General features: G+C 68.4%; 25 protein-coding genes and 1 tRNA gene. 3 read left to right on the top strand and 23 right to left on the bottom strand.

The genetic code is table 11. The features are described from left to right. Window positions 1-16 precede the first annotated feature (16 nt). The 19 genes from ACY34M_RS40965 to ACY34M_RS40875 all read right to left on the bottom strand — a co-directional run bounded on the left by ACY34M_RS40965 (window position 17) and on the right by ACY34M_RS40875 (window position 16,923). The gene (locus ACY34M_RS40965) at window positions 17-538 is read right to left on the bottom strand and encodes a hypothetical protein (RefSeq protein ID WP_462723786.1); all 522 of its coding nucleotides are present in this window, start codon (window positions 536-538) and stop codon (window positions 17-19) included. Continuing rightward, a complete protein-coding gene (locus tag ACY34M_RS40960; protein ID WP_462723785.1) occupies window positions 535-999 on the bottom strand; it encodes a hypothetical protein in 465 nt (154 codons plus the stop codon). Before ACY34M_RS40960 ends, ACY34M_RS40965 begins: the two co-directional genes overlap by 4 nt. A gap of 13 nt (window positions 1,000-1,012) precedes the next feature. Further along, complete coding sequence (locus tag ACY34M_RS40955; RefSeq protein WP_462723784.1) at window positions 1,013-3,454, bottom strand: hypothetical protein; 2,442 nt, start codon at window positions 3,452-3,454, stop codon at window positions 1,013-1,015. A gap of 4 nt (window positions 3,455-3,458) precedes the next feature. After that, the gene (locus ACY34M_RS40950; protein ID WP_462723783.1) at window positions 3,459-6,656 is read right to left on the bottom strand and encodes a hypothetical protein; all 3,198 of its coding nucleotides are present in this window, start codon (window positions 6,654-6,656) and stop codon (window positions 3,459-3,461) included. A 34-nt stretch (window positions 6,657-6,690) separates the two neighbouring features. Further along, window positions 6,691-6,834: a hypothetical protein gene (locus tag ACY34M_RS40945; RefSeq protein WP_462723782.1), complete on the bottom strand. Its 144-nt coding sequence runs from the start codon at window positions 6,832-6,834 to the stop codon at window positions 6,691-6,693. Further along, window positions 6,831-7,283, bottom strand: a complete 453-nt coding sequence (locus tag ACY34M_RS40940) for a hypothetical protein (RefSeq protein WP_462723781.1) — start codon at window positions 7,281-7,283, stop codon at window positions 6,831-6,833. Before ACY34M_RS40940 ends, ACY34M_RS40945 begins: the two co-directional genes overlap by 4 nt. A 12-nt stretch (window positions 7,284-7,295) precedes the next feature. Then, the gene (locus tag ACY34M_RS40935) at window positions 7,296-7,814 is read right to left on the bottom strand and encodes a hypothetical protein (protein ID WP_462723780.1); all 519 of its coding nucleotides are present in this window, start codon (window positions 7,812-7,814) and stop codon (window positions 7,296-7,298) included. 7 nt (window positions 7,815-7,821) lie between these two features. Next, window positions 7,822-8,808 (bottom strand): phage tail tube protein, encoded by a 987-nt coding sequence (locus ACY34M_RS40930; RefSeq protein WP_462723779.1) that lies wholly within the window; start codon window positions 8,806-8,808, stop codon window positions 7,822-7,824. Between the two features lies 1 nt (window position 8,809). Then, window positions 8,810-9,013, bottom strand: coding sequence for a hypothetical protein (locus tag ACY34M_RS40925; protein ID WP_462723778.1), 204 nt, complete (start codon window positions 9,011-9,013; stop codon window positions 8,810-8,812). Window positions 9,014-9,040: 27 nt separating this feature from the next. Continuing rightward, complete coding sequence (locus ACY34M_RS40920) at window positions 9,041-9,508, bottom strand: hypothetical protein (protein WP_462723777.1); 468 nt, start codon at window positions 9,506-9,508, stop codon at window positions 9,041-9,043. After that, window positions 9,508-10,320 (bottom strand): hypothetical protein, encoded by an 813-nt coding sequence (locus ACY34M_RS40915; protein ID WP_462723776.1) that lies wholly within the window; start codon window positions 10,318-10,320, stop codon window positions 9,508-9,510. The genes ACY34M_RS40920 and ACY34M_RS40915 overlap by 1 nt, the downstream gene beginning before the upstream one ends. A gap of 4 nt (window positions 10,321-10,324) precedes the next feature. Continuing rightward, entirely contained in the window at window positions 10,325-10,567 is a 243-nt protein-coding gene (locus ACY34M_RS40910; protein WP_462723775.1) for a hypothetical protein, read from the bottom strand. 8 nt (window positions 10,568-10,575) lie between these two features. Continuing rightward, a complete protein-coding gene (locus tag ACY34M_RS40905) occupies window positions 10,576-10,986 on the bottom strand; it encodes a hypothetical protein (RefSeq protein ID WP_462723774.1) in 411 nt (136 codons plus the stop codon). Window positions 10,987-11,058: 72 nt separating this feature from the next. Further along, window positions 11,059-12,534, bottom strand: a complete 1,476-nt coding sequence (locus ACY34M_RS40900; RefSeq protein ID WP_462723773.1) for a phage major capsid protein — start codon at window positions 12,532-12,534, stop codon at window positions 11,059-11,061. Beyond that, entirely contained in the window at window positions 12,534-13,595 is a 1,062-nt protein-coding gene (locus ACY34M_RS40895; protein ID WP_462723772.1) for an HK97 family phage prohead protease, read from the bottom strand. Before ACY34M_RS40895 ends, ACY34M_RS40900 begins: the two co-directional genes overlap by 1 nt. Continuing rightward, on the bottom strand, window positions 13,595-14,947 hold the full coding sequence (locus ACY34M_RS40890) for a phage portal protein (RefSeq protein WP_462723771.1): 1,353 nt from the start codon (window positions 14,945-14,947) through the stop codon (window positions 13,595-13,597). Before ACY34M_RS40890 ends, ACY34M_RS40895 begins: the two co-directional genes overlap by 1 nt. Further along, window positions 14,944-15,135 carry a hypothetical protein gene (locus ACY34M_RS40885; RefSeq protein ID WP_462723770.1) on the bottom strand — a complete coding sequence of 64 codons (192 nt, stop codon included), beginning with the start codon at window positions 15,133-15,135 and terminating at the stop codon, window positions 14,944-14,946. Before ACY34M_RS40885 ends, ACY34M_RS40890 begins: the two co-directional genes overlap by 4 nt. Then, the gene (locus ACY34M_RS40880) at window positions 15,117-16,679 is read right to left on the bottom strand and encodes a terminase (protein ID WP_462723769.1); all 1,563 of its coding nucleotides are present in this window, start codon (window positions 16,677-16,679) and stop codon (window positions 15,117-15,119) included. Before ACY34M_RS40880 ends, ACY34M_RS40885 begins: the two co-directional genes overlap by 19 nt. Further along, window positions 16,672-16,923, bottom strand: a complete 252-nt coding sequence (locus ACY34M_RS40875) for a hypothetical protein (protein ID WP_462723768.1) — start codon at window positions 16,921-16,923, stop codon at window positions 16,672-16,674. The genes ACY34M_RS40880 and ACY34M_RS40875 overlap by 8 nt, the downstream gene beginning before the upstream one ends. A 52-nt stretch (window positions 16,924-16,975) precedes the next feature. On the opposite strand from ACY34M_RS40875, the gene ACY34M_RS40870 reads away from it, so the two are divergent. After that, window positions 16,976-17,048: transfer RNA gene (locus tag ACY34M_RS40870), tRNA-Ile, on the top strand. 199 nt (window positions 17,049-17,247) lie between these two features. Here ACY34M_RS40870 and ACY34M_RS40865 read toward each other — a convergent pair. Beyond that, window positions 17,248-17,685, bottom strand: a complete 438-nt coding sequence (locus ACY34M_RS40865) for an ATP-binding protein (RefSeq protein WP_462723767.1) — start codon at window positions 17,683-17,685, stop codon at window positions 17,248-17,250. Between the two features lie 46 nt (window positions 17,686-17,731). On the opposite strand from ACY34M_RS40865, the gene ACY34M_RS40860 reads away from it, so the two are divergent. Continuing rightward, window positions 17,732-18,190: a hypothetical protein gene (locus ACY34M_RS40860; protein WP_462723766.1), complete on the top strand. Its 459-nt coding sequence runs from the start codon at window positions 17,732-17,734 to the stop codon at window positions 18,188-18,190. On the opposite strand, the gene ACY34M_RS40855 is transcribed toward ACY34M_RS40860, so the two are convergent. Together ACY34M_RS40855 and ACY34M_RS40850 are read right to left on the bottom strand one after the other, a co-directional pair. Next, window positions 18,176-18,448: an HNH endonuclease gene (locus tag ACY34M_RS40855; protein ID WP_462723765.1), complete on the bottom strand. Its 273-nt coding sequence runs from the start codon at window positions 18,446-18,448 to the stop codon at window positions 18,176-18,178. The genes ACY34M_RS40860 and ACY34M_RS40855 overlap by 15 nt on opposite strands. 13 nt (window positions 18,449-18,461) lie before the next feature. After that, entirely contained in the window at window positions 18,462-19,037 is a 576-nt protein-coding gene (locus ACY34M_RS40850) for a DUF4352 domain-containing protein (protein WP_462723764.1), read from the bottom strand. A gap of 906 nt (window positions 19,038-19,943) precedes the next feature. On the opposite strand from ACY34M_RS40850, the gene ACY34M_RS40845 reads away from it, so the two are divergent. Continuing rightward, the gene (locus ACY34M_RS40845; protein WP_462723763.1) at window positions 19,944-20,069 is read left to right on the top strand and encodes a hypothetical protein; all 126 of its coding nucleotides are present in this window, start codon (window positions 19,944-19,946) and stop codon (window positions 20,067-20,069) included. Window positions 20,070-20,617: 548 nt separating this feature from the next. Here the strand turns inward: ACY34M_RS40845 and ACY34M_RS40840 are convergent. Beyond that, window positions 20,618-21,286, bottom strand: a complete 669-nt coding sequence (locus tag ACY34M_RS40840; RefSeq protein ID WP_462723762.1) for a hypothetical protein — start codon at window positions 21,284-21,286, stop codon at window positions 20,618-20,620. Window positions 21,287-21,756 lie beyond the last annotated feature (470 nt).

Here is a 21,756-nt window from a genome sequence, read left to right as displayed (position 1 = left end):
CGGGGTGTTGGGCGGGCTAGCTGGCGGCTTCGTAGCGGCCGGACGCGTACAGGACGTCGCCTGCGGCCCACACGAACGGAGCGACGCTGTCCCAGATCGGGGCGCTTGCAGTGGCGAGCTGGTCGACGAACGACTTCACACAGCCACTGTTGAGGGTGCTGTAGATGGCGGTGCCCGCGTAGTGCGAGGAGTTCGAGGACTTGAGAGCGTCGGCCTGGACGATGCGCTGTGTGAACCCGGAGGCGGGCGCGGCGGGCAGGCCGAACCACCAGTTCTCGCCGCCTCCGCCACCGCCGGCCGCGGAGGTCGAGCCCCACGTCAGCTGCATGACCCAGTCGACGGTGCGTCCGATCTTCAGGTACCGGCCGGTCAGCGTGCCGTTGCCCAGAGTCGGGGCGGCCCCGCCGTCGGCGCCCCAGCTCGGGGTGTACGCCGACCAGGCACCGAAGAACGAGTTGAACTGATCGCGGATCTCGGTGTTCATCATCGCGGCCGTCACGACCTCGCCGGTCGTCCACGTGCGGGGAGCGAACGTCACTGCTGCACCTCCTGCCCGACCTCGCTCGGCTCGACCGGCGGGATCGGCGCCTCGGTCGGCCGGTCTGGGTTGGCTGGGTCGTCGGCGTGGAACCAGAACCGCTTGTTCGGGCGGGGCTGCTTCAACAGCTCGGCCTCGATCGCGGTGATCTCCTCCGGGCTGGGCATGATGACGGGCACCCAGCCGTAGCCGCAGGTGACGCACGCCCATCGCAGGTCGGCCGGGGAGACGATGTCGGCCGAGCCACAGACGCACTGCACCAGCCAGCGGTTGGCGTCCACGCGCGCGTACAGCGCGGGCTCTCCCTCAAGGTCGCCGTCCGGCACGTTGACGCGTCGGCTCAGCCGGTACTCGGTCCACACGAACACCAGCTCTGCGAGCGGAGTGCCCGCCCAGGCATCGGCGGGCATGGGCGGCGGCGGCACGTAGTAGTTCTCGGCACGGACAACGGCGATCGCCATGAGACTGCTCCTGTCAGTAGGCGAGGCGGGTCGTGGAGCCGAGCACCCCGTACACCGGGTCATCGAGGACCCATACGGAGTCGGTCGCCGACGCCGACGTGTGGAAGGTGATCATGTGGGAGTTGTGCTTGATGACCTCGCTGTAGCCCTCGACCGTGACCCGCATCGACGGTGACGGCGCCTGGCTCGGCAGGTTGTAGACGGAGAAGTACGAGCCGATCTCTGCGTCCAAGATGTCGACGTAGTACGACAGCGTGTGCGCCTCGATCGGCACCTCGCGCAGCTCGGGCATCGGGTTGGCGTAGCGGGACACCAGCCAGTACGCGGCGTCGAGCACCGAGTTGTCCGAGGTCTTCAGGATGTTCATGTCCTGCTGGTACTCGCCGAACGCCAGGATGCTCGCGGATGCGGTCACCCGCTGTGTCGCACCGTTGGGCCGCGTGGCCTCGACCTGGTTCACCAGCTTCTGGTCGTCGTCCGCGAGTGAGATGCCGGGTTCGAGGTCGGCGTAGTCGATCGTGAATGTCTCCGCCGCTGGGCTCGGGTTATACCTGACGTCACGACTCTGGTACGTGAGGCCGTACCAGTCCCGGTCGGCGAACAGCCTCCCGCTCTCGGTCGACTCGACCTCCCGCATGCGGGACATCACGGTGCTGCCCGCAGGGCCCTGGCTGGCCATCGCGTCGTGGGTGCTGCCTGACACGGTGATCGACTGGAACCCGGCGTAGTACGCCAGGCGCAGCATGCGCACGTCCGCGGCCTCGCCCACGTGCCCGGTCATCCCGGCGTCATAGCGGGTGGCCTGACTCGGCCCGAACGACACACTGTCAGCGGTGAACATGCCGACGTGCCCGATCGCTCCCGACCACAGGCGGGCGCCGCGGTAGCCGCCGACATGCAGCACGCGCATGTCGCGGACCGACACCGCGAACACCGAGCTGTCGACGACCACACCGTCGATGCGCAGGGTGTGGGAGTACTCGTCGTAGGCCACGTGGTGCCATTTGCCGTCGGCGAGATTGGATGGCCCGGACGGGGTGAGCGTCGTGGTGAAGCCATCCGAGATCATCTCGAATTGCAGACCGCCGGTCGCGTTGAGCGACATCACCAGCTGATAGCTGAGATCCGGCCGGTGGAATCCGAGGATGGCACGGTTCGCCGTGGTGGTCTGGATCCATACCTCGGTAGCCAGGTAGTTGCCCATGAGGTTGGGGAACTGCGAGCCCAGGTCAGCGGTCAAGTATTTGCCGGCGGTCGCCGACACTGGCGTGAGCGCGGCCACCTGCTCGCCTGTCTCCGCCGGGCCTTCCGTGCTGCCGAGGGCGAGTGTGCCGCTGCCCGCGGCGCCGGCCTGGGTGATGGGCAGGGCGGCGAGCCCGCTGCCCGACAGGTCGCCCGCACTCGCCGACGCGCTGTCCTCGGTGAGCGGGTAGTACACCAACGGCCTGCCAACGAGGATCTCCTCGCCAACCATCGAGCGCAGCGCAGGCATCTTGTTCAGCCTCTTGAACATGTCCGTGCAGCTGATCTGCACCTTGCTGTAGAGGCCCTCCCAGTCGATGGGGAACTCGTTGACGGTGCCCCAGAAGCGCGGCCTGACGACGGCGCCGACCAGGTCCCATTCCACGAAGTCGTTGGTGCCACCGGTCCGGGCCGTGGGGAACTCGATCGCCAGGGTCTGGCTGTTGACCCAGGCCGGGGCGGTGAGCGAGCGGCGGACCGTCCAGCCGAAGCCGTCCCCCGACGTCTCCCAGTAGACGGTGCCGGCACTCTCGCGGACGCGCACCCACATGTGGTTGATGGCCGAGTAGGTGAGGTTCACGGCGCTGCCGTCGAAGAACGACGTCTGGCTCTCGGCGGAGAGCACACCGGTTACCGCGTTGTACCGCCAGCCCAACCGGGTCCCGCTGGTGGTGGAGTTGATCCACATCGAGGCGGTCGCGGTCGACGAGCCGTTCACGGTGGGCAAGGTGACCAGCTTGGCCGCGAGAGTGCTGCCGGTCAGCGTCCACTCTCGGGCCGTCTGGAAAGCGGCGGTGCCGGCGGTGGTGACGGGGATCCGCATCCGGCCGCCGACCTCGGACGCGCCGCCGTAGTTGTTGGGCCACAGCGTGGTGTTGACCCGGTTGTCGTCGAAGTCGTCGGCGAGCATCGCGAGCGGGTACGGCGCCGATCCGGTGCGCGGCGGGATCACCGCCGCGGCGATCCGGATCGGCGCGTTGCGCCGCACGAACGGGTAGTACGGCGACGACGAGTTGCCCGGCGTGAACCTCCCGTCGCTGTTGTCGAGAGTGATGGTGGCCGTGCCGGGCTGCGTCTCCGACAGCTCGTCGGCCGCGCCCCGAGTGACGGCCACCCCCTGCACCACATCGGTGTACTGGGTGATGTCCGTCCACGTGATCGTGGTCGGCGCCAGGACCAGGCCGCCCCAGCCCATTTCGACGAGCAGCGGCACGCGATCACCCCGCCTTCAGGCTCACGGTCGTGCCTTGCGCACGCCCGTACCGGACCAGCACCTTTTGGAATTCACGGGCCACGGCCACCGGGTCCATCGCGTTGCCGATGGCGACGTGGACGACCATGCCGCCGCCCGCGCCCGCAGCGACCGCGGGTCGGCCGAGGACCGGACGCGTCGCGGCGACCCGGCCAGCGACCTCGCCGAGCGCGCGGTCGAGGACCGGTGTGCGCTCGGCGAGCCCGACGGCCAGGCCCTCGGTGGTGTGGCGACCGATCTGCGCCATGACGCGCGAGGGGCTCTTGATGCCGAGCGCTCTCCTGATCGCCTTGTCCATGCCCTTGGCGATCGAGAGCATCTTCTTCTCGATCGCCTTCTGCTGCGAGGACAGCCCCTTGAGGAAGCCCTGCCCCGCCGCCTTGCCCGAGTCGTACAGGGCATCGGCGCCCGTGTTACCCAGCTTCTCCGCCTGCGAGTTGATGCCGTACTGGGTGGTGTTGATCTCCTTGAACAGCTTCGACGAGGCACCCGCGAGCGCGCTCGCGTAGGCGTAACCCTCCTCCGGGCCCATCGTCAGAATCTCCCTCAACATCGTTTTGTTGAGGCCCCTCTTTTGGAGGGTCTTGATGTACGAGGTGAAGGTCTTCATCTTGGCGAGCCGCTGCTGCAACTTGCTGTTGATGCCGGACGCCGATACCTCCTCCTGGCTCTCGAACATCCCGCCCAGGGACGCCGACTGCTTGGCGCCGACCCTGGTCGACTCGGCAAAGTCCTTGGCGCGCTTGATCGTCGCCGCGATGCTGTCGCGCTTCCCGGCCAGCGTCGTCAGCGTCTTCGTGTGCTTGTTCACGTAGGCGACCAGCCGGTTGTCCTTCGACCCCGTGAAGGCGCTCCAGATGTCCTTCGCCAAGTCCTTGGACGTCGCCTTGATCTTGGCCTTGGATCCGGTCAGCCCGGAGATCAGGCCCTTGCCCACGTCGTTGGCGAGCGCCTTGGTCCGCTTGGACGGCGAGGCGATCTGCAACTCGGACTTCATCGCCGTGATGATGTGGCTGGCCGCCGAGCGCGCGGCCCCGCCGATCGATCCCATCGAGCCGAGCAGCCCCGCCGTCAGGCCCTGGCCCGCGGCGAGCCCAATCCCCGACGGGGAGTCGAGGCGGGCGCCCGCGGCCATGGCCTTGGAGTCCTTGTGGCTGAACACCCGCTCGGTACCGTCGAAATTCACCAGCTCGGGACCCTCTTCACCGACGACCGCCCAGCCTGGGCGCGGGCGGCCTCCGTCGGCGAACCCGGCCAGCCTGCTGACGGCATCCAGGCCCGCTTGCATGCGCCTCTGGACGGTGATGGTGACGGTCTTCGACTGGACTCTGCTGATTTCCCCGACGATGTTGCGGGCGGCGCGGGAGGCCATGTCGCTGAGCCTGACCGTGGGCTTGCGGTCTTTGATCGAAGCAAGCTGCCCCTTGGCCGAACGCACCTTGGCCTGAAGGTCATCGATCTTCGCCTGAAGTGCGGCGCGCTTCGACGGAGGCACAGACTTCATCTGCGCCTTCGCCGCGCGGATCTGCGCTTCCCAGTTGTTGATGTTCAGCTTCAGCTTGCCCGCGCTGAGCTTCGGCGCGACCGAGTCGGCGAACCCGCTCGCCTTGTCCTCGGCGGTCTTCAGGCCCGCGATGTACGAGGCGCTGAAGTCCTTGAACCGCTTGTCGGCCGTCTTCAGCTTGTCGCCGAGGCCGGGCACCCAGCCGAAGGCCGAGGCGCTGGCGTGGAGGATGCCGCCCAGCGCGGTGACGATCCCGCCCGACATGATGCCGAACGCGTGGATCAACTGGGGCAGGGCCGTCACGCCGTTCTGCACCAGCGAGAGGAACGCCACGCCAGCCTGCCGGGCGAACTCCATGATGCGGATCTTGTTTTCGTTGATCGTGTCCGAGAGCCGTTGCAGCGGCCCCTTGGCGTTGTCGACCTGCGAGAACGACGGCAGGAAGCTGCCGACGATCGCCGAGCCCACGTCCTTGGCGACAGGCCCGATGATCTGCATGATCTGCATGATCGACTTCATGCCGAAGCCAAGATCTTTGAAGACGGGGGTCAGCGCTTTCACACCCTGACCCAGAGTGTCGAGGATCGATGCGGTGGACAGTCCCGCATTCTGCAGGGCCTGCCCCAGCAGCGGGCCGAGGGACCGGGCCACCTCGCCCGAGAACCGGCCGATGGCTGGCAACACCCTGTTCAGCATGCCGAACAGGCCGTCGAGGAACGAGGCGCTGCCGGCGATACCGGTCTTCAGCCCCTCGAACATGCCGGGCAGGCCCTGGCCCAGCACGTTGCGGATCCCAGTCGACAGGGCCGTCAGCGTCGGCGCCGAAGCAGCACCGAACGACAGGAAGGACCGGCCGAGCTGACCGACCCCCGTGCCCATGTCGACGATGAACCTTTTGCCCAGCGTCAGGTTGGCCTGGAGGTCCTTCTGGAACCCGGACTCGCGGAACACGGACCCGGCCCGCTTCGCGAGTCCGCCGAACGTCCCGCCGAGGTCGACCATGTTCCGACCCAGCAGCTTGACCAGCGGAGAAGCCTCCATCACCGCGCTGGTGAAGCCCGGCAACATCCGCTTCTGGATCTCCTTGCCGAACCCGGAGAATTCTTTCTTGACCCCCACCAGGGCCTTGGCGAAGCCGCGCGCCTCGGGGCTGAGCTTGGCGAGTGCCTTGTTGTACTCCTTGGTCCCCTTGCCGGACGCCTCGACCGCGTCGCTGACTCCTGCGAGCCCCAACTTCATGGTGCCCGCGGCGAGCCCGGCCCCGAGCATCATCGGGACGACCGCGCCGAGCGCCGGCAGCAGGGACAGGCCAGCGACCGCGCCCAGGCCATACATCACGCCCGTGAGCCCGCCGCCACCCTGGCCGAGCGATGTCGCCGCGCTACTGCCTGCGCCGGCCACGTCGTCGAGCCGGTCAGTGAGTGCTGGCAGACCGCCGCCCATGCGTCGGGCCGCCTCGCCTGCGGAGACGAACCTCCCGTTCAAGTCCCTGAGTCTGCCGTTGGCGTCGCGGGTGAACCGCTGCACTGACGTCGTGCTCTGGCGCATGGAGTCGTCCAGGCGCCGATGCAGACGGGCCGCAGAGTCGCCCGCGTGATTCAGCGTGCGCGACAGCTCGTCGCGCCCGGTGAGAACGAAGTTCAGGTGGTTCGTGGCCACACCCGCCCCCTACTGCTTGGGCGGGCGCGGCCCGCTATTCGGTTGTGGCCTGCGTCTTCAGGCGGGCCTCGTGCTGATCGATCCACGCGGCGAGACCGTCGAACTCGTCGATGGTGAGCTCGTCGACATCACGCGCGGTGTAGTGCAGGTACAGGCCGAACAACGGCAGATAGGTCATGCGCCGGTCGGCGAACCATCCGTCGTCGCCTCCGGCTCGGGGGCCGGGTCTTTTGGGGCGCTGACTTCAGTGATGGCCTGCTCGCACGCTTCCTTGTCGTGGGCCGCGTCACGCAGCTCGATCCACGCAGCTGCCAATTCCTCCGGCTTGTCCTTGAACTCGGCGAAGACTTCCGCCGCGAGCTCCTCGACCTCGCGGCGGTCGAGGTAGACGACCACCTCGTCTTCGAACGGGTCGAAGTCCGACAGGCGCAGCGTCGGCTCGTTGCGCTTCTTCACTGCCCAGCCGACCGTGCGCACCGCGGTGACGTCGCCAGCGCGCAGCCCATGGCGGATCGCGGCCCACTTCATGTCTGCGGTCCGCTCGATAATCTGCACCTCGGACGCGCGCATGCGCCCGGCGTCGAGAATCTCGGTGTCGCCACCCTTGGGCGTGTACTCGATGATCATGTGGGTTCCAGTTCAGCTCAGGCGGCGGCGCACGTCGTCCAGGACGCGTGCGACCTCTCGCTCAATGCGGGGAGTGTGGGATCGCACCGTGTTGTCCCACCAGTACGGCTGTACGTACTGGCTCGCCCAACGGGACCGATTGCCGTACACCGGGTGCCGAACCCGGCCGGGCGGCGGCCCTTCGTTGAGGACCTTCGGCATGTTCTTCAAGTCGCGCGGGAGCCTGGCCTTGTCCACCCACACCTTCGCGCCGGCCGATGCCGCAGAGGTACGCACGCTGATGCGGATGGCCGCGGCGATCGTCTCGCGTAGCGGGCGTGTGGTCGGCGACGGGCCACCCGGCCGGGTACGACGGCCGGCGGACCTGATGTTCAGGCCGCGCATCGTCGACTGAAGATCGTTCTTGAGCGGCTCGGCCCCGCGGCGGATGCGCCGCTGCATGGACGAGCGCAGGTTCTCGTTACCGGCACTCCGCAGTCGCCTCTGGAGCTCAAGCAGAGTGCCGGTGTTGAGGATGCGTACCTCGCGCATCGCACACCTACAGAGTGACGTCGGTCGACATGTACTCGATGGCGGGCTGGTTCGTGCCGTCGTACAGGCCAGTCCACTGGATCGTGGGCTTCACGACCTCGAAGCCCTCGACCGTCGGGGGCGCCTCGTCCACCTTGATCGCGGGCATCTTGATCCGGAACGTCTCGAAGTACGTGGATGCGATGTTCGCGCCGATGAACTCCCAGACGAGGCTCGTTGCACCGTCCGAGGTGTGCAGGTCGTCCAGCGTGGTCGCCACGTAGTCCATCTCGATGGATCCGCTCAGCTTCACCTGGTCGTTGCTGATCGGCTCCTTCTTGAGCCCGGCCTGGCCCGCGTAGAACCTGTCCGTGGCCTGCGGGCGCTCGATCTTGAAGCTGACCTTGCGGATGCCGTCGAGCGCAGTCTCCGCGCCGAAGCTGCCCGCCTTCAGCGCCATCTGACCGAAATGGAATGGCGACATCGCCGCGTACGAGGCGACCACCAGCGTCTGCGTCTCGTCGCAGTCCTTGCAGTCGAACTCGAACGAGGCGGTGAGCATCTGCCCGACCTCGCACGAGAACTCCGCAGACGTGATCTTGCAGCCCAGAAAGGTCTTGTCCGTGACCGTGCCCGTCGTCAAGGGCACGCCCTTCTGGATCACCAGCGACTTGCCCGCCGTGTCGGCCAACGTGTGCGTCTGCATGTACGCGGCCGTCGCAGCCTGCTGGACCGGCGTGACCGTCGTGCCCATGAGCGCCTGGAGCAAGACACCCATGCCCTTGTTGGTGACCTCCAGGTCCACCGACCCGGACGCCTCGCGCTGGGTGACCACACGCCTGGACGACAGCGGCAGCAGCCGCCCAGCCGCGATGCCCGCGGACTGAGCCGTCGTCTTCTTCAAGACGAGGCTCTCCTTGGTGAACTCGATGTGCTTCGACGGCGCCACGTAGGTGCCGTACGTCGACTCAGCACCGATGCTGAGCTGGGCGCCGAGCCCGGATCCGATCGCCATGTCAGACCTCGTCCTTCTGCGACTTCGCCGCGGTCTTCTTGGGCTTGGCGCCCGGCTCCTCGATCGGCTCCCACGTCTGCGTCTGGCAGACGTACGCCTCAAACCGCTCGTCAGGCACTTCGACAATCTCGTCGGGCTCGACCGTCCGGCCGTCCAGCTCAGGGACGATCACCGGGTCAGGCCCAATCAGACGCACACGCGCCATGGGGGTACTCCTCGGGGTGGTGGTGGATCAGATACGGGCCCGGCACGTGACCGTGAATTCCAGGCTGGCCCTGACGCCCTGCTCGTACAACGCCTGCCGCAGCAGCCCGCGCGTCAGGTGCGCCCACAACACGGCGTCGTTCAAGGTCGGGGCCGTCGGGTTCGGGCCGGACGCGCGGACGGCCTGCTCGATCACGCCGAACAGCTCGAAGACACGCGCCCGGACCGTGGCCACATCGAGGTCACCGGACCACGAATCGATCCAGCCCGTGATGCTGAAGTCTTCATCGCGCGAGCGGGCGCCGGCCGAGTTGAAGTTCTGCGTGAGCTCGACGGCCTGGTCCCCCTCAGGTGACCAGCCGACGGCGACGAGGTCTTGGTCGGCCTGGTCGCCGACGGGCGGACCGTCGATGACGTCCACGCCCGCCATGCCGGGGGCGGCCCGCAGGATCTCCAGCAGCGCCTCGATGGCGCCGGGAACAGCAGAGGTCGCCATCACCCCACCCCCGGCGGCAGACGGTCCGGCTCCAGCAACTGCACGGCCCGGTTCGGGATCGCGTAACCCAGACCGGGGATGGGCTCGCTGACGTCGAAGTCGCCCGTACCGAGCTGCGGCCGCCCGGGGCCCTGCTGGGTGCGCCACAGATGCTGAAGAATGATCTTGGCTGCGGCGGAGATGTTCGCCGTGACGATGTTCCGCCCCGCCTTGTACGTAAACCGCAGCGGCCCGCGCAGTAGCCCCCGGTCGTGACGGGCGATGACGCCCGTCATCGCGTCCAGGGTGAGGTCCTCCACCGCGTAGCCCGTGCCGCCCGTGACGAGCGAGTCGACGGCCAGGACCTCGACGACCGGCGTCTGCCACAGCGCGAGCTCGGCGGCCGCGCCGAACCGGTGGTCCTCGACGACCTGGCGGACGACGACAGGGCCCGTGAAGTACTCGACGGACCGAGTCGTCGCCTCGATCCACTCGCGGACCTCGGCGTCGTGGCGCGACGACCTGATGTTCAAGTGCTCCTTGCCGTCCGCCAGGGACAGCAGCCCCGGCGGCGCAGCTTCGCGTACGTCGAAGCTGTCCGTGTACGCGTGCGCGGGCACCGTGAACTGCCAGCGCACGGTGTGCCGCCCGGGCAGCGTGGTGACGTGGTCGGCCTGGTAGACGCCCGTCTCGCCCGTCGTGACGGCCGGTGTGACGGATGTGCCGTCGGGGAGCGTCACCGTGGCGACGGCGGTCGCCGCGGCGGTGAGCGTGCCGCCGGGGTCCCGGCACTCCGCGGTCAGGCGCGCGGTCGCGCCGAGGTCGTACGGCACTCGGCTACTCCTTCTTCGTGCCCGTCTTCCGGGGCGCTGACTTCGCGGGCGTGAGCGATCGCCGTTCGCCGGGCTCGGCCGTGGCCGCCTCCACAGCGACCGGCTTCCGCACCGTGGGCTCCAGGCCCGCGAACAGATGGCCGTGACTGCGGAGGATCAGATCGTCGTCTTCCACCAGCTGGCCCGCGGTGTAGGCCACCGGTGCCCCGTCCTGCCAGATGCTGAAGGATTCAGTGCAGCGCTTCATGTCGCTCCTCAGCTGTGCGCGATCGGGGTACGGCGAGGGAAGGCGCGCACGATGGTGGCGCCGAACGTGCCGCCCGTCGTCGCCCCGGATGTGGTCACGGACGCGCGCAGGTAGCGCTTCGAGCCCTTGTAGCCCAGCTCGAACACGGCGTCGTCGTCGGTAGCGGTGACCGACGGGGCGGAACCCTGGAGGTCAACGGCGGCCACCGTGCCCCAGGCTGAATTGTCGTCGGACTCCTGAAGGATCACAGCGTGCGTGCCGTCCGTGATCGTTCCGGTGTGGACGACGAGCATCGCCGACCGGCATGCGTCCTTGTTCTCGTGCAGGTCGACGGTGGTGCCGTTGACCGTGCCGTTCGTGCGCAGTGCGACGGCCAGCGTCGCCTTGGCCCGCGCCACGCTGTAGAGACTCTGCCTCATGGTGGTCACTCCCTTGGGGATTGCCGACGGCCGGAGAACCACCGACGTTTCTCCGGCCGAAGTGCGAGCGGATCAGGTGACGTTGAGCATCCGGAACGCGCCGTCGTTCACCGAGTCGGCACCGACCCGGTACCAGGCGTACCAGCCGCGCTGACCGGTCGGTCGGCGGTTCGCACCCACCAGGTGCGGCAGGAACTCGATGCTCATGCCGATACGGTCGGCGATCACGTAGTTGCTGAAGTCGCCGTAGACCGCAACGTAGTTCTCCTGCGTGGCGTTGACCGTGCCGTCCATGTCCTCGGCCTCCAGCGCCTTGCGGCCCAGGAGCATCGGGGGGACGTCGGCGCCGATGCGCTCCCACAGGTTCGTCCCGCCCGAGGAGTCGAACTGGCGGATCGCGTTGTAGATGCCGCGGTTGGCCAGCCACGACGCGTTCGGCCGGTAGCGGCCCGGCAGCGCCGTGTCGGTCTTGTAGACGTCGCCCGACGCGAACGTGTCCGTGGTCGTCGAGGTGACGATCGAAGACGTGCCGGTGAGAGCGGTCACGATGCCGGTCGGCTGGTTGGAGCCGGTACCGGTGATGAACGCCGCCGCCTCCAGGGTGTCCTTGCCGAAGGCGAGCAGGCGACCGACCTCGGTCGTGGCGTTGTCGGCGTCGTCCATCGCCTCGATGGAGATGGGCACGAACCCGTCGGCCTTGTAGACCGGCACCGACGGCTGAGCGAAGGTCGGAGCGTTGTCGCTCGACTCCGACGCCTCAGCCGACCACCGCCACGACACGGAACCGGCGGAGACGCCGTTCCACACGTCGCCGGTGGCGACGACCTGGCGGGCGACCTGGCGGATCTGGTTGATCGACCCGTTCGCCGTGATGATGACGGTCGGGTCGAGCTGGAACGGCACCAGGTAGCCGCCCTGGCTGTCGGTGAGCGACATCGCCCGCTCCATGGCCTGCTGCTCTTCCGGGGTCACCAGGTGCCCCTTGCCGCGGGCCAGCTTGGACCAGGCGCGCATGTACTCAGGCGACGACGTCGCCAGGCACATACGGGCGATCGAACCCTTCTTGTCGTCCCACGCCTCGATGAGGTCAGTGGCCGCCGACCGGATGCGGTCGTTGGCGCCGGCCATCTTCTCGACGGCGCACAGAGCCCGGGCCCGCAGCTCCTGGCCTACCTGCTCCGTGGAGCGGTCGAAGGTGCGCATCTCGCCGAGGTCCCACGGGTTGCGGAACCGCCGGTCCTCGACGCTGTCCGGGTTGAGGACCGGGTCCGCGTCGTACGTGCCCGAGCTGCCGTACGGCGTCCCGGCCTGGACCGCGGTAGCCGCCGGGGCGCGCCGCTCGGTCACGCTCGACGCGGACCGCACCCGCTCCAGCGCGGCCTTGCGCTCCAGGTGCCGGCGGTGGCCGTCGACCTCGCCGAACTCGCGGGTCAGCTCGTCGAACTGCTTCTCGTCCTCGGCGGACAGGTCGGTCTTCTCGCCGAGCCGCTCCAGCTCGGCCTTGATGTCCTTAAGGCGGATCACCGCCTGCGGGTGAGAGAGCTCCATCAGCTCTGCTCCTTTGCGTCGTCGATGTGCGCCAGGCGCTCGTCCATCAGCGCGGTGATCTCGCGGATCTGGTCGCGGAGGGCGGTCTGGCGTGGGGGCGGCGACGGGTGCCCTGGGGCGGGCGGCGCGTCGGTGGTGCTGTGGGTGGGCGGGTGCTCGTCGAGCGGCGCGCCTTCGGTGCGGTCGGCGGCCGCGGGCTCCAGGACCTGGAGCGGCGCGGCGCCTTGCTGGTGCTTCCTGAGCTGGTCGCGCACCTGCATGGCGACCTGCTCGGGGTCGAAGTCGCGGCCGACGTCGATGACGACGTGCTGGCCGCGCGGGAGTCGGCCGGGGCGCTGGTAGAGGAGCGCGGTCGCGACCTCGCGGCGGAGCTCCGGGTCGTCGGGGGCCTGCGGCATGACGGCGTCGCGCGCCAGGGACCGGCGTAGCGCCTGCGTGGAACGGTCGTCTTCCGCCAGGTCGTCGGCGACCTCGCGGGCCCGTACGGACACGCTCGTGCCGCCGTACGCCGGGAACACGACCGGGCCGAGCTCTCGCATCCGCACCTCGATGAGCTCTCGCTGTAGCGGGCCCCGGTCGCCGGGCATCCACAGCAGGTCAGGGACCTCCTCGGGGCGGAGCCGCTTTCCGGCCGCGTCGCGCCATTCCTCGCGGACGACTTCGAACCTGAACGACATCCCGGACACGGAGCCTTCGGCAATGGCATCTCGGATCGGCTGCATCAGCCAGTTGTCCGAGATCCGGCCCTCGATGTAGAGGCCCTCGTCGTCCTCGCGCAGGTCGGCGATCGACCCGATCGGAATGGAGCCGATCAGCGGGTGCCGGCCGTGGTCGAACTGCATGACCGGCTGTTGCTCGCGGATCGTCTTCCGGAAGGCGCCTTTGCGGATCGTCTCCGTGAACTGGCCCTCCCACGAGTTGATTTCGGTGGGTACGCCGAACACTGCGGCGTAGCCGTTCAGGGTGCGGCCGTCACCGTCGCCCTGGCCGTCGTCGGCGCGCTGCATCTGGAACGGGGCGGAGCGCTCCAGCTCCCGCACCGCGGCATTCAGGGTGGGCATCAGGAACCCTCCTCGGTGGTTGGAGCGGGAAGCACGGGCCGGCCGGTCTCGCCGGGCCGCTGGAGCTGGACGGAGAACAGGCCGGTGTGGACCAGCAGCGACCAGTCGGAGGCCGTCACGGCGGCCGTCACGGACTCCGGGGTGTACCCGGCATCGACCAGCGCGCGGATCGTCCGGGACTCGATGCCCTGGATCTCCGCCGCATCGCGGGCGTCCTCCCGCAGGAACGGCACCTGACGGGCGTCGTACCAGAGCCGCACCGCGCCGGAGCTGCCGCCGCCGGGCGGAGTGACCAGCGGGGCGAACGAGCCGGCCGCGTTCTGCCACAGCGGATGAATCGTGCCGTCGGCGAACCGGCGGCGGGCCTGCCCGTAGTTCGAGTAGGTCGCGGCCTGGAGGCCCTCGGACAGGCCGACGATGATCGGCGGGACTCCGGCGGCCGCGGCGATACGGGTCTCTCCGGCGCCCTGGACCTTCGCGAAGTCGAGCTGTTGGAAGTCCTTGCCGACGACCGTGACGTCCGCGCCGCCGCCCAGATACAGCGTCTTGTACGCGTTCTCCACACCGCGGTGGTTGGACTCCATCTTGGCCTTGAACTTGGCGAAGGCTTCCGGGGAGACCTCGCGCGCGAGGCGGACGACCATGTTCGGCGTCGCCGCGTTCTCGAGGAATTTCTGCTTGTGCCGGGCCATGAGCCCGTCGTTCTGCGTCTCCCGGATCACCGGGGTCAGCCACGACATGCCGCGGTACGTCGCCAACGGATCGGGCACCGGGGCGAAGTGCACCACCTCGTCGGCGAGCAGCGGCACCGGCTCCTCGCCGGGCTCCTGGTAGACGAAGCCGAGCTTGCGCCAGCCGAGGTGCCCGCCCCGGAACTGCCGACGCTCCAGGACCACATACGTCCAGTCCGGACGCATCCTGACAACCTCGTCGCCGTCGCGCGTCCAGTACGAGTTCCCCGCCAGGTCAGCGTCCTGGATCACGCGAGAGAGCAGATCCTGTGTCGTCCCACCCGGCCATGGAGCTTCCAGCAGCCGCAGCTCAGGCGTCCCGAACATCTGCGACGGGGCCCCGTTGTTGAGCCGCTGCCATTGGAACCGGGGCGCCGAGAACACGAACTGTCGGGCCGTCATGCACGCCCAGATCACCGGGTTCGTGGCGAACAACTGGGCATAGCCGGGCAGGTCGCCGGGGGCTTTCTCCGCGGCCTGGCCCGGCTGCGTCTGCGTGATGCCGAGCGCCGAGTACCCGCCGTACCCGAGCGACTGCTGGAGCGCCAAGACGTAGTCGTCGACCGAGCTGATGTCCCGCGTTGCGGGGCGGCCACGTGCGGCCCGCCACAGACTCGTCACGGGCCACCCCCGTCATGACGCCCGTCAACGTCCGTCAGCAGCAGGCAGTACGCCACGATCAGCACACCGCCGACCATGAGGCCGGCCGCGAGGTCGATGCCGACCCAGATGCCCGCGGTGAACAGCCCGCCCCCCGCCAGCACGCCCGCGCGGGACCACGCGGCACGGGTCAGTCGTAGTCGACCCACGGCTCTACCTCCTCTTCCTCGATCTCGATCTCGGCCTCAAGGCCCCACTTCGCGTTCGTCACCCCCACCAGCGGCGTGATGTCCACGCTGACGCTGCGCCGGGCCCACGCCCACGCGTCGCCGAGGTCGCGCTTCCTGGCGCCCGCGAGCGCCGTCGCGAGCGGGGCCTGCCCGATGTGCACGAGCTGGCCGCCCGCAACGGCGTCGTAGAACTGGCCGCACGCCTGCGCGTACTGACGCGCCTTGATCGTGGCGATCGGGGCCGCCAGCTTCGGCTCCTCGTCCAGGTCCTCGGGGTCGTCGGCCGGTTCCTCGCCCTCGGGGAGCAGCGCACGCACCAGCGCGCGCTTCACCGCGGGCAGCAGAGAACCGGCCGGGGACGCCTCGTCGATGACCCAGCAGCGGACCGGCCATTTCCGTGTCAGGGCCTCGACCCGCGCCTCGACCCACGCGGTACCGGGCCGGTTGTCGACGACCTCGACGTGCACCCCGCCGCCGGACGCTGGCCCCGCGACGCAGATGCTCGTGTGGCTGCGCTCAGGGGTCACGTCGATGGCGAACGCGACAGGGTCCTGCGGGCCGCTGTTTCCGTCCTCCAGGGCGTCCCAGGCGTCCCGCCCGATGACCGACCAGGAGTCGCCCTCGGCGGCCGGGTATTCGCCGACGCCGAGCCGCTCACGGGCGTAGATCTCCGGGCTCATCGTGGCCCGTTCACGCTCCGTGTGCTCCAGGCTGAGCCGGTAGCCGAGCGCCGGATTGGCCTTCGCCACGGACTCGGGTGCGGCCGGATCGTCGTGGTCGGTGCACCCGGCCGCGCACTCGCGTACGTGCTGGGCGATAGACCACTCCAGGTAGGCCAGCGAGGGGTCCGGCACACCGCTCTCCAGGGCGGCGAGCGCACGGCGCCGCAGCCGGGCCAGTTGCTCGCTCAGCGGCCCGATGCCGGCGCTGCCGAAGTAGTAGACCTGCGGATCCTTCACAGCCGCCAGCGTCGGCAGCATGGCGCCCATCGCGTCCGCACCCAGGATCATGTCCTCGTCGAAGATCAGCGTCTTCCCGGTGAACCCTCGACCACTGCCTCCCGAGCGGGCGAGGAAGCGGAGCCGCTGCCCACTCAGCAGCTCGATCGCTTCCTCGCCCGTCGTGCGTCGCACCTTGGCGACGCGCTTCCGCAGGTGATCGAAGTTCATGATCAGTGACTCGATCCGGCGGAAGGCTTCCAGCGCCGTCTTGAACTCGTGGGCGCTGTGGATGATCAGGGGCTCGTCGAGCAGGAACAGCCCGGCGAGCTCGCGGGCCTCGATGATCCCGCCCTTCCCGTTCTGCCTCGCGACGTTGATCGCGATCTCGAAGGCGGACCAGGATCCGTCGGCCTTCTCGCCCAGGCCGACTTCCAGGCAGTAGCGCTGCCACGGGTCGAGGACGAGCCCGGCCGAGGCGGCGAGCTCGACCGCTTCCTGCCCCGAGCTGGACACGTACGGCGGGATGGTCTCGATCCGCGGCCGCTGCACGCCGTACACGCGGTCGTCGTCCGGCTCAGGCACCGCGGCGCTTCTTCCGCTGCTTCATCAGCTCGTCGACCGGATCGGCGGCCGCGGCCTTCGGCGGAGCAATCTTCCGCAGCTCCAGCATCGTTGCCCGGAGCTCGCGGGCGACGACGGCGGCCGAGGTCGGAGCGTCGCATTCGTCGAGCTGGCGGGCGAGCTCCAGCGCGATCTCGACGACGCCGGGGGCGAGCTGGGCGACGCCGAGCACTTCGATCTCTGCGAGCGTCTTCGCCTCGACCACGACAACCACCCCTTCCGAGCTGCGGAGTTGGCGGATAGGCTCGCGGGCAAGGCGGGGTGTAGCGCAGTGGTTGTCGCGCCTTCACCTCATGTGGGAGGACGCCGGTTCGAGTCCGGCCGCCCCGCCCCTCGCGATCAAGGTCGCGTCACTCTGGGTGACGGCTACGGAGGCTCGCTAAATCGCTGGCCTTCGCTTCGCCGAAATAGCGGAAACCAAGATCGTTGATCTTTGATCATGATCACGCGCAAAACCGGGCGCCAAGGGCGTTTGGGTCGCCCGCCGGCCGAATTTCACGATGAGGTCGGGCCCCCCTCCCCACCATGATCACCAGTCGCGTGAAGCCTGGCGTCCGGTGGCGGCGGGGAGTCGGCTGCGCTGGCGGTACCAAGTGGTGGCGGTGGCGAGGAGGCCGGGTGATCGCATGTCGCGGATGCGTTGCATGACGATGTCGCGGCCGGGGTCGACCGTGATGATCTTCCCCCCGAGTCTTTCGTAGCGCGCGATTGCTTTGCGGCTCGGCATGGTGTGGATCAGGTAGATGTCGACGTGTTCGCGGTGCTTGAGTGCTTCGTCGATGGCTGCGAAGCGGGCGCGGTGTGCCACGCGGAGCAGGGTGTCGGTGTGGGTCCAGCTGGGTGCGTCGGGGCCTGCGAGGGCGAGGGCGATGCGGTCCAGGTCGATGACGATGTCACGCTGTGTGGCGCGTGCTTGGATCCACGAGGACTTGCCTGCGGCGGGTGGGCCGGTCACGACGTACAGCACGCGGTCTCCAGTCGCAGTGTCACGGGCTTGGGCGCAGGCTGGAGATATGAGTGAGGCAGGGAGCAGCGAGGAGCCGGCGCTCGTCGAGATCACGCTGTACGGCGCCGACTCTGATCGTGTGAGGCGGGTGGCCGAGTGGTTCGCTCGCTATGTCGGGCAGCCGTGGCGTGCTGAAGACTGGGGCACGGTCGACGGGCCTCAGCGGTGGCAGATCATGCGGGACGGCCGCCTGGTGGAGGGCATGGACGCGTCGGTGCCGCTGGATCCGGTTGAGGCTGATCTGGTCGCTGGCGTGAACGTCGCGGACGGGGCCGTGCTGGTCTACATGCATGGCGCTTCCGGCTACGCGTTGGAGGACGCGGCGGCCGGTCTGATCAAGGCGTTCCGAATGCGGGACGTGGCGCCGTCGATGGTCCGCGACTTCGTGGGCGACGAGGGGGCGTGGACCTTCGTGTGTGTCCAGGGGGATCGTCCCAGCGGGGAGATCGAGTCACCACCTGCGTGAGCGTCTGAGTGGCTGTGTGCCGGGCATGCGGTTGCCGCGTGAGGAGTTGCAGCGGCGGTGTGCTGAGCGGGCGTTGGCGGGGTCGGTGAGGCTTCCGCCACGGCTCAGGGGGACGGCGTGGTCGAGGGTCCAGGACCAGGGGTCGCGGGGGTCGAGGTCTGGGTCGATGTTGTGGCCGCAGAGCCAGCAGGGGTCGCCGAGGGCTCGGACTGTGGCGCAGAGGCGGCGGTAGGGGCGCCCGTTGCGGATACCGGCCACGGGCGCCACCTCCTTACGCCTTGGGGATGGTCCACTCGGTGGGGCTGTCAGTGCTCTCGGCCTGGTGGTAGACGAGTGTGGTCGGGCGCTTGTTGGCGTGCACGGGGAAGGCGACCTTGCCGCGCGCGCACTGGCCTGCCTTCACGACCTTGTCCATGGGGAACTCGGGCTTGGGCATGTCGCCACCGGACAGGCCGGTCGTCTCCATGCTCGTGCCGTCTGCGTACGACAGGGACCAGGGCGTCTGGTCGACGCCGATGTCGTCGCCGCGGACGTTGCACACCTTCACCTCGGCGGTGGCCCATGAGTCGCCGCCCAGCTCCGCGCCGGGGGCCTCGGGGCCCTTCTCGGTGTGGGTGTAGGCGAGCGCCTGGACGGTGGCGTGCACGCCACTGCCGGTGAACGTGGCCTTGTCGCCAAGCGCGAGGGGCCCGTCCTTCTTGGGCGCGGCCTGCTCCTCCTCGGGCTGTTGGGTCACGGTCTTGGTGACGGTGACGGCGGGCTCGGGGCTGCTGCTGGTGCTGCATGCGGTGACGGTGCCGAGCAGGAGTCCGGCTGTGATGAGCCCGGTGACGGCGCGGGTGTGCATGGTTCCCCCCTGGGATGTGCGTGTTGACGATGCATCATCCGTGGTGTGGGGGCTGGGTGAAGGCGATGTGATGCTGCTGTGATGTGGGCGGCGGCGCGGGCGAGCTGCCGTATCCCGCTGCCTGCCGTCGTCACCGGCTCTTCAGTGCCGCCGCCCGGACGCGACGAAGCCCCGGCCAGTGTCTGGTCGGGGCTTCGTGCTGCGTCTGTGTCCGGGCACGCCGGACTTGGCGATCAATGTGCCACGGGGTGGGTGCGAGTGCAAGCAGGGTTGGTCGTGGCGCGCGCGGTGTGTGTGTTCTTGAAGAGCTTCTAACTACATACATACACAGGCGGGTTCAGTGTCCGGGATTCCGAGACACTGAACGGCTCGATGGATCCTGACCTGGGGGTTCGGGTGTGGGGGTGGGAGTTCAGTGTCTCGGTTTTCCGGACACTGAAGGGGGTTCAGTGTCCGGGATTTGCGGACACTGAGGGGGGTTCAGTGTCCGGGAAAACCGAACCCTTAACCAGGGTCTAGGGTTCGGTTTTTGCGGACACTGAGAGGGCGTCAGTGTCCGGGATTCCGAGACCCTTACGTCGCGTCAGTGTCCGGGATTTGCGGACACTGAGATCCACTCGAAGGAGTGTGCGCGAGGGGGCTGGAGTCGGGGCGGGTGCGGCAGCGGTTCACCCCTGACCTTCGTACGTTCGTGCGACACGCTCCAGGGCTCATTTTGCGGCCAAACCCCAGATGTAGTGGTTGGATTGCCTCAGCAGTCCAGGAGTTGACGGTCTGGCGCCATGTAGGGCGTACAACTGTCCTATCCTGGGACGCAGTTCACCACGTGAGCCCCTCACAGATCTCCGTTCCGACGAGGGATCGGAGGCTCAACCCAGGGCACTCTGGGGCCACTTGGAGGACTAGGTGATCAACAACAGTGAGCCTTGCGCTCGTTGTGCAGCATGGAAGACGGTTCGGCAGGCGATGCTCGACTGGATGCCGGTGCTGTTCATGGTCATCGACGGTGCGACGCAGGTCATCGGGCGGTAGCCCGATGATGGGGCGCGCGGAAGCTTGCGGTTCGGGTGGCAGCAGAAAGCCCGGCCGGGATGAAGGCGGCCGGGCTCTCTGATCTGCGTCATCCTGAAGGGCCTAGGTGGTGGCGGCTGGTACCCGCCGAGCCTGGGCCCTTCGGCGTTGACACCTTAAGTGGTGTCGCAACCCGTTCGGAGTTGTCACGTTAAGTGTCAACTCCTTGTGTCAGCGTACTGGACAGTGCGCCGCCTCGAATAGCCAACCCAAGGAAACGGTCGACTCAACTCCTGGACACTGTGTTCAGGCTGTACCGAGGCTGTGGAACGCGAAGACGCTGCTCGCGGGCGGTCCCCCGTGCCAGAAGAACTCTGCTGTGTTCAGGTTCGGCCGTAGCTTCGACGTGCGTCGCCGGCCTTGCCGGGGCGCAAGATAGCCCCGCTGCGACGGGGGATGCACAGCGGGGCTCTAACACCGATTGCCCGCTACCGACCGGGTTACACAGACGAACTCAGCCTCGCGGCGACGGGAAAGCGGGACGGGCCTCGGACGGGCGCGACCCGGCGTCAGTTTTCAGCATCCGGTGGGTAGGTGGCTTGGTGGGCGGCTGTGCGGATGTGGAGTGCCGTCTGGCGGGCTCGGCGTGCTTGCTGTCGATGGTCTGTCGCCTTTGACGTCTCGCTCAGGGCCAGGAGTTCGTGATGTTGCGCCACGATGTCGTGTGCTTCGGCCAGCTCGGCTGCTGCCTTCAGGTATCCGGTGTGGAGCTGATGCACGAGGACATGCGGTTGGCTCTCCTGCAACGGATTTGTGAGGTCGAGTGACTGGTCATCGATGGTGGTCTCTCGCTGCTTGAGTCGCTGCTCGCGGTCCACGACGGCTTCCACGCGAGCCACAGCAGCATCAGCACGCGCCAGTCTGGCCTCGCTGGCTGTGAGTAGCGCCCGCGCTCGGGTTCTCGCTTCTTTGGAACGCTGTGCTGGGCTGGGCGCCGGTTCGCCTATGCGGCGGGCCAAGCGGTCCGCTTGCTCTTCTCGGGCGTTAAGGTCCCGTTCGCGCTTGTCAGAGAGCGCCTCGCGCTCATCGGCAACCTTGTCGCGCTCATCGGCAACCTTGTCGCGCTCATCGGCAACCTTGTCGCGATCGTCGGCCTGACGTTCACGCTCGCTGGCGTGGTCCGCCGGTGTGCCGAGGGCGTCGCTGAAGGCAGGCCGGTCTGGAGGTTCACTGCTCACCTTGCCAGTATTCAAGCGCCGTGCATGGCCATCAAGCTGCCCTTGCCTTTCGCTGGGCGCATGCGCTGGGGCGCGAGCGAGTCGATAGCGATTTGGCCTGGCACCCGTGTCCAAGTGTTGCTCGAACACGGGTGCCGCAACAGGGGGTACGCATGGGAGAGCCCCGCGGCTATGGGGGGGGTGGGCCGCGGGGCTGGAGATCAGAGGCTGGAGTTGAAGGTGGAACCCTTCATCGCGATCGTGCCAGCGACGCGTAGCGCGCGGTCGACGGACCGGCGAGCGGCGGCCGTACGAGGGTCCAGGGCTGCCAGGGGTGCAGGCTGTCGGGCCGTGGTCTTCGGTGCGGGCATCGCTTCTCCTCGGGGGGTGGCGGGGCGCTGTCGGTCGCTCTCCGGCGCGAGGCCCTAGTGTGCCTCTGTCACGCGCGGTGGAAGCCACGACGCGCCTCAACGGCCGCTGTGACGGTCTTC

Source organism: Streptomyces sp. EDA2-14 (assembly GCF_054963755.1).
Note: the sequence above shows the minus strand (reverse complement) of the source record. Positions and strands in the feature narration are given on the sequence as shown.

What these genes read in the sequence shown, in the direction of transcription:
- ACY34M_RS40940 (WP_462723781.1), bottom strand. Translation starts at nt 7,283, where the DNA reads ATGATCATCGAGTACACGCCCAAGGGTGGCGACACCGAGATTCTCGAC.
- ACY34M_RS40905 (WP_462723774.1), bottom strand. Translation starts at nt 10,986, where the DNA reads ATGAGGCAGAGTCTCTACAGCGTGGCGCGGGCCAAGGCGACGCTGGCC.
- ACY34M_RS40920 (WP_462723777.1), bottom strand. Translation starts at nt 9,508, where the DNA reads ATGGCGACCTCTGCTGTTCCCGGCGCCATCGAGGCGCTGCTGGAGATC.
- ACY34M_RS40895 (WP_462723772.1), bottom strand. Translation starts at nt 13,595, where the DNA reads ATGCCCACCCTGAATGCCGCGGTGCGGGAGCTGGAGCGCTCCGCCCCG.
- ACY34M_RS40925 (WP_462723778.1), bottom strand. Translation starts at nt 9,013, where the DNA reads ATGGCGCGTGTGCGTCTGATTGGGCCTGACCCGGTGATCGTCCCTGAG.
- ACY34M_RS40960 (WP_462723785.1), bottom strand. Translation starts at nt 999, where the DNA reads ATGGCGATCGCCGTTGTCCGTGCCGAGAACTACTACGTGCCGCCGCCG.
- ACY34M_RS40910 (WP_462723775.1), bottom strand. Translation starts at nt 10,567, where the DNA reads ATGAAGCGCTGCACTGAATCCTTCAGCATCTGGCAGGACGGGGCACCG.
- ACY34M_RS40930 (WP_462723779.1), bottom strand. Translation starts at nt 8,808, where the DNA reads ATGGCGATCGGATCCGGGCTCGGCGCCCAGCTCAGCATCGGTGCTGAG.
- ACY34M_RS40935 (WP_462723780.1), bottom strand. Translation starts at nt 7,814, where the DNA reads ATGCGCGAGGTACGCATCCTCAACACCGGCACTCTGCTTGAGCTCCAG.
- ACY34M_RS40945 (WP_462723782.1), bottom strand. Translation starts at nt 6,834, where the DNA reads ATGACCTATCTGCCGTTGTTCGGCCTGTACCTGCACTACACCGCGCGT.
- ACY34M_RS40860 (WP_462723766.1), top strand. Translation starts at nt 17,732, where the DNA reads ATGAGTGAGGCAGGGAGCAGCGAGGAGCCGGCGCTCGTCGAGATCACG.
- ACY34M_RS40900 (WP_462723773.1), bottom strand. Translation starts at nt 12,534, where the DNA reads ATGGAGCTCTCTCACCCGCAGGCGGTGATCCGCCTTAAGGACATCAAG.
- ACY34M_RS40850 (WP_462723764.1), bottom strand. Translation starts at nt 19,037, where the DNA reads ATGCACACCCGCGCCGTCACCGGGCTCATCACAGCCGGACTCCTGCTC.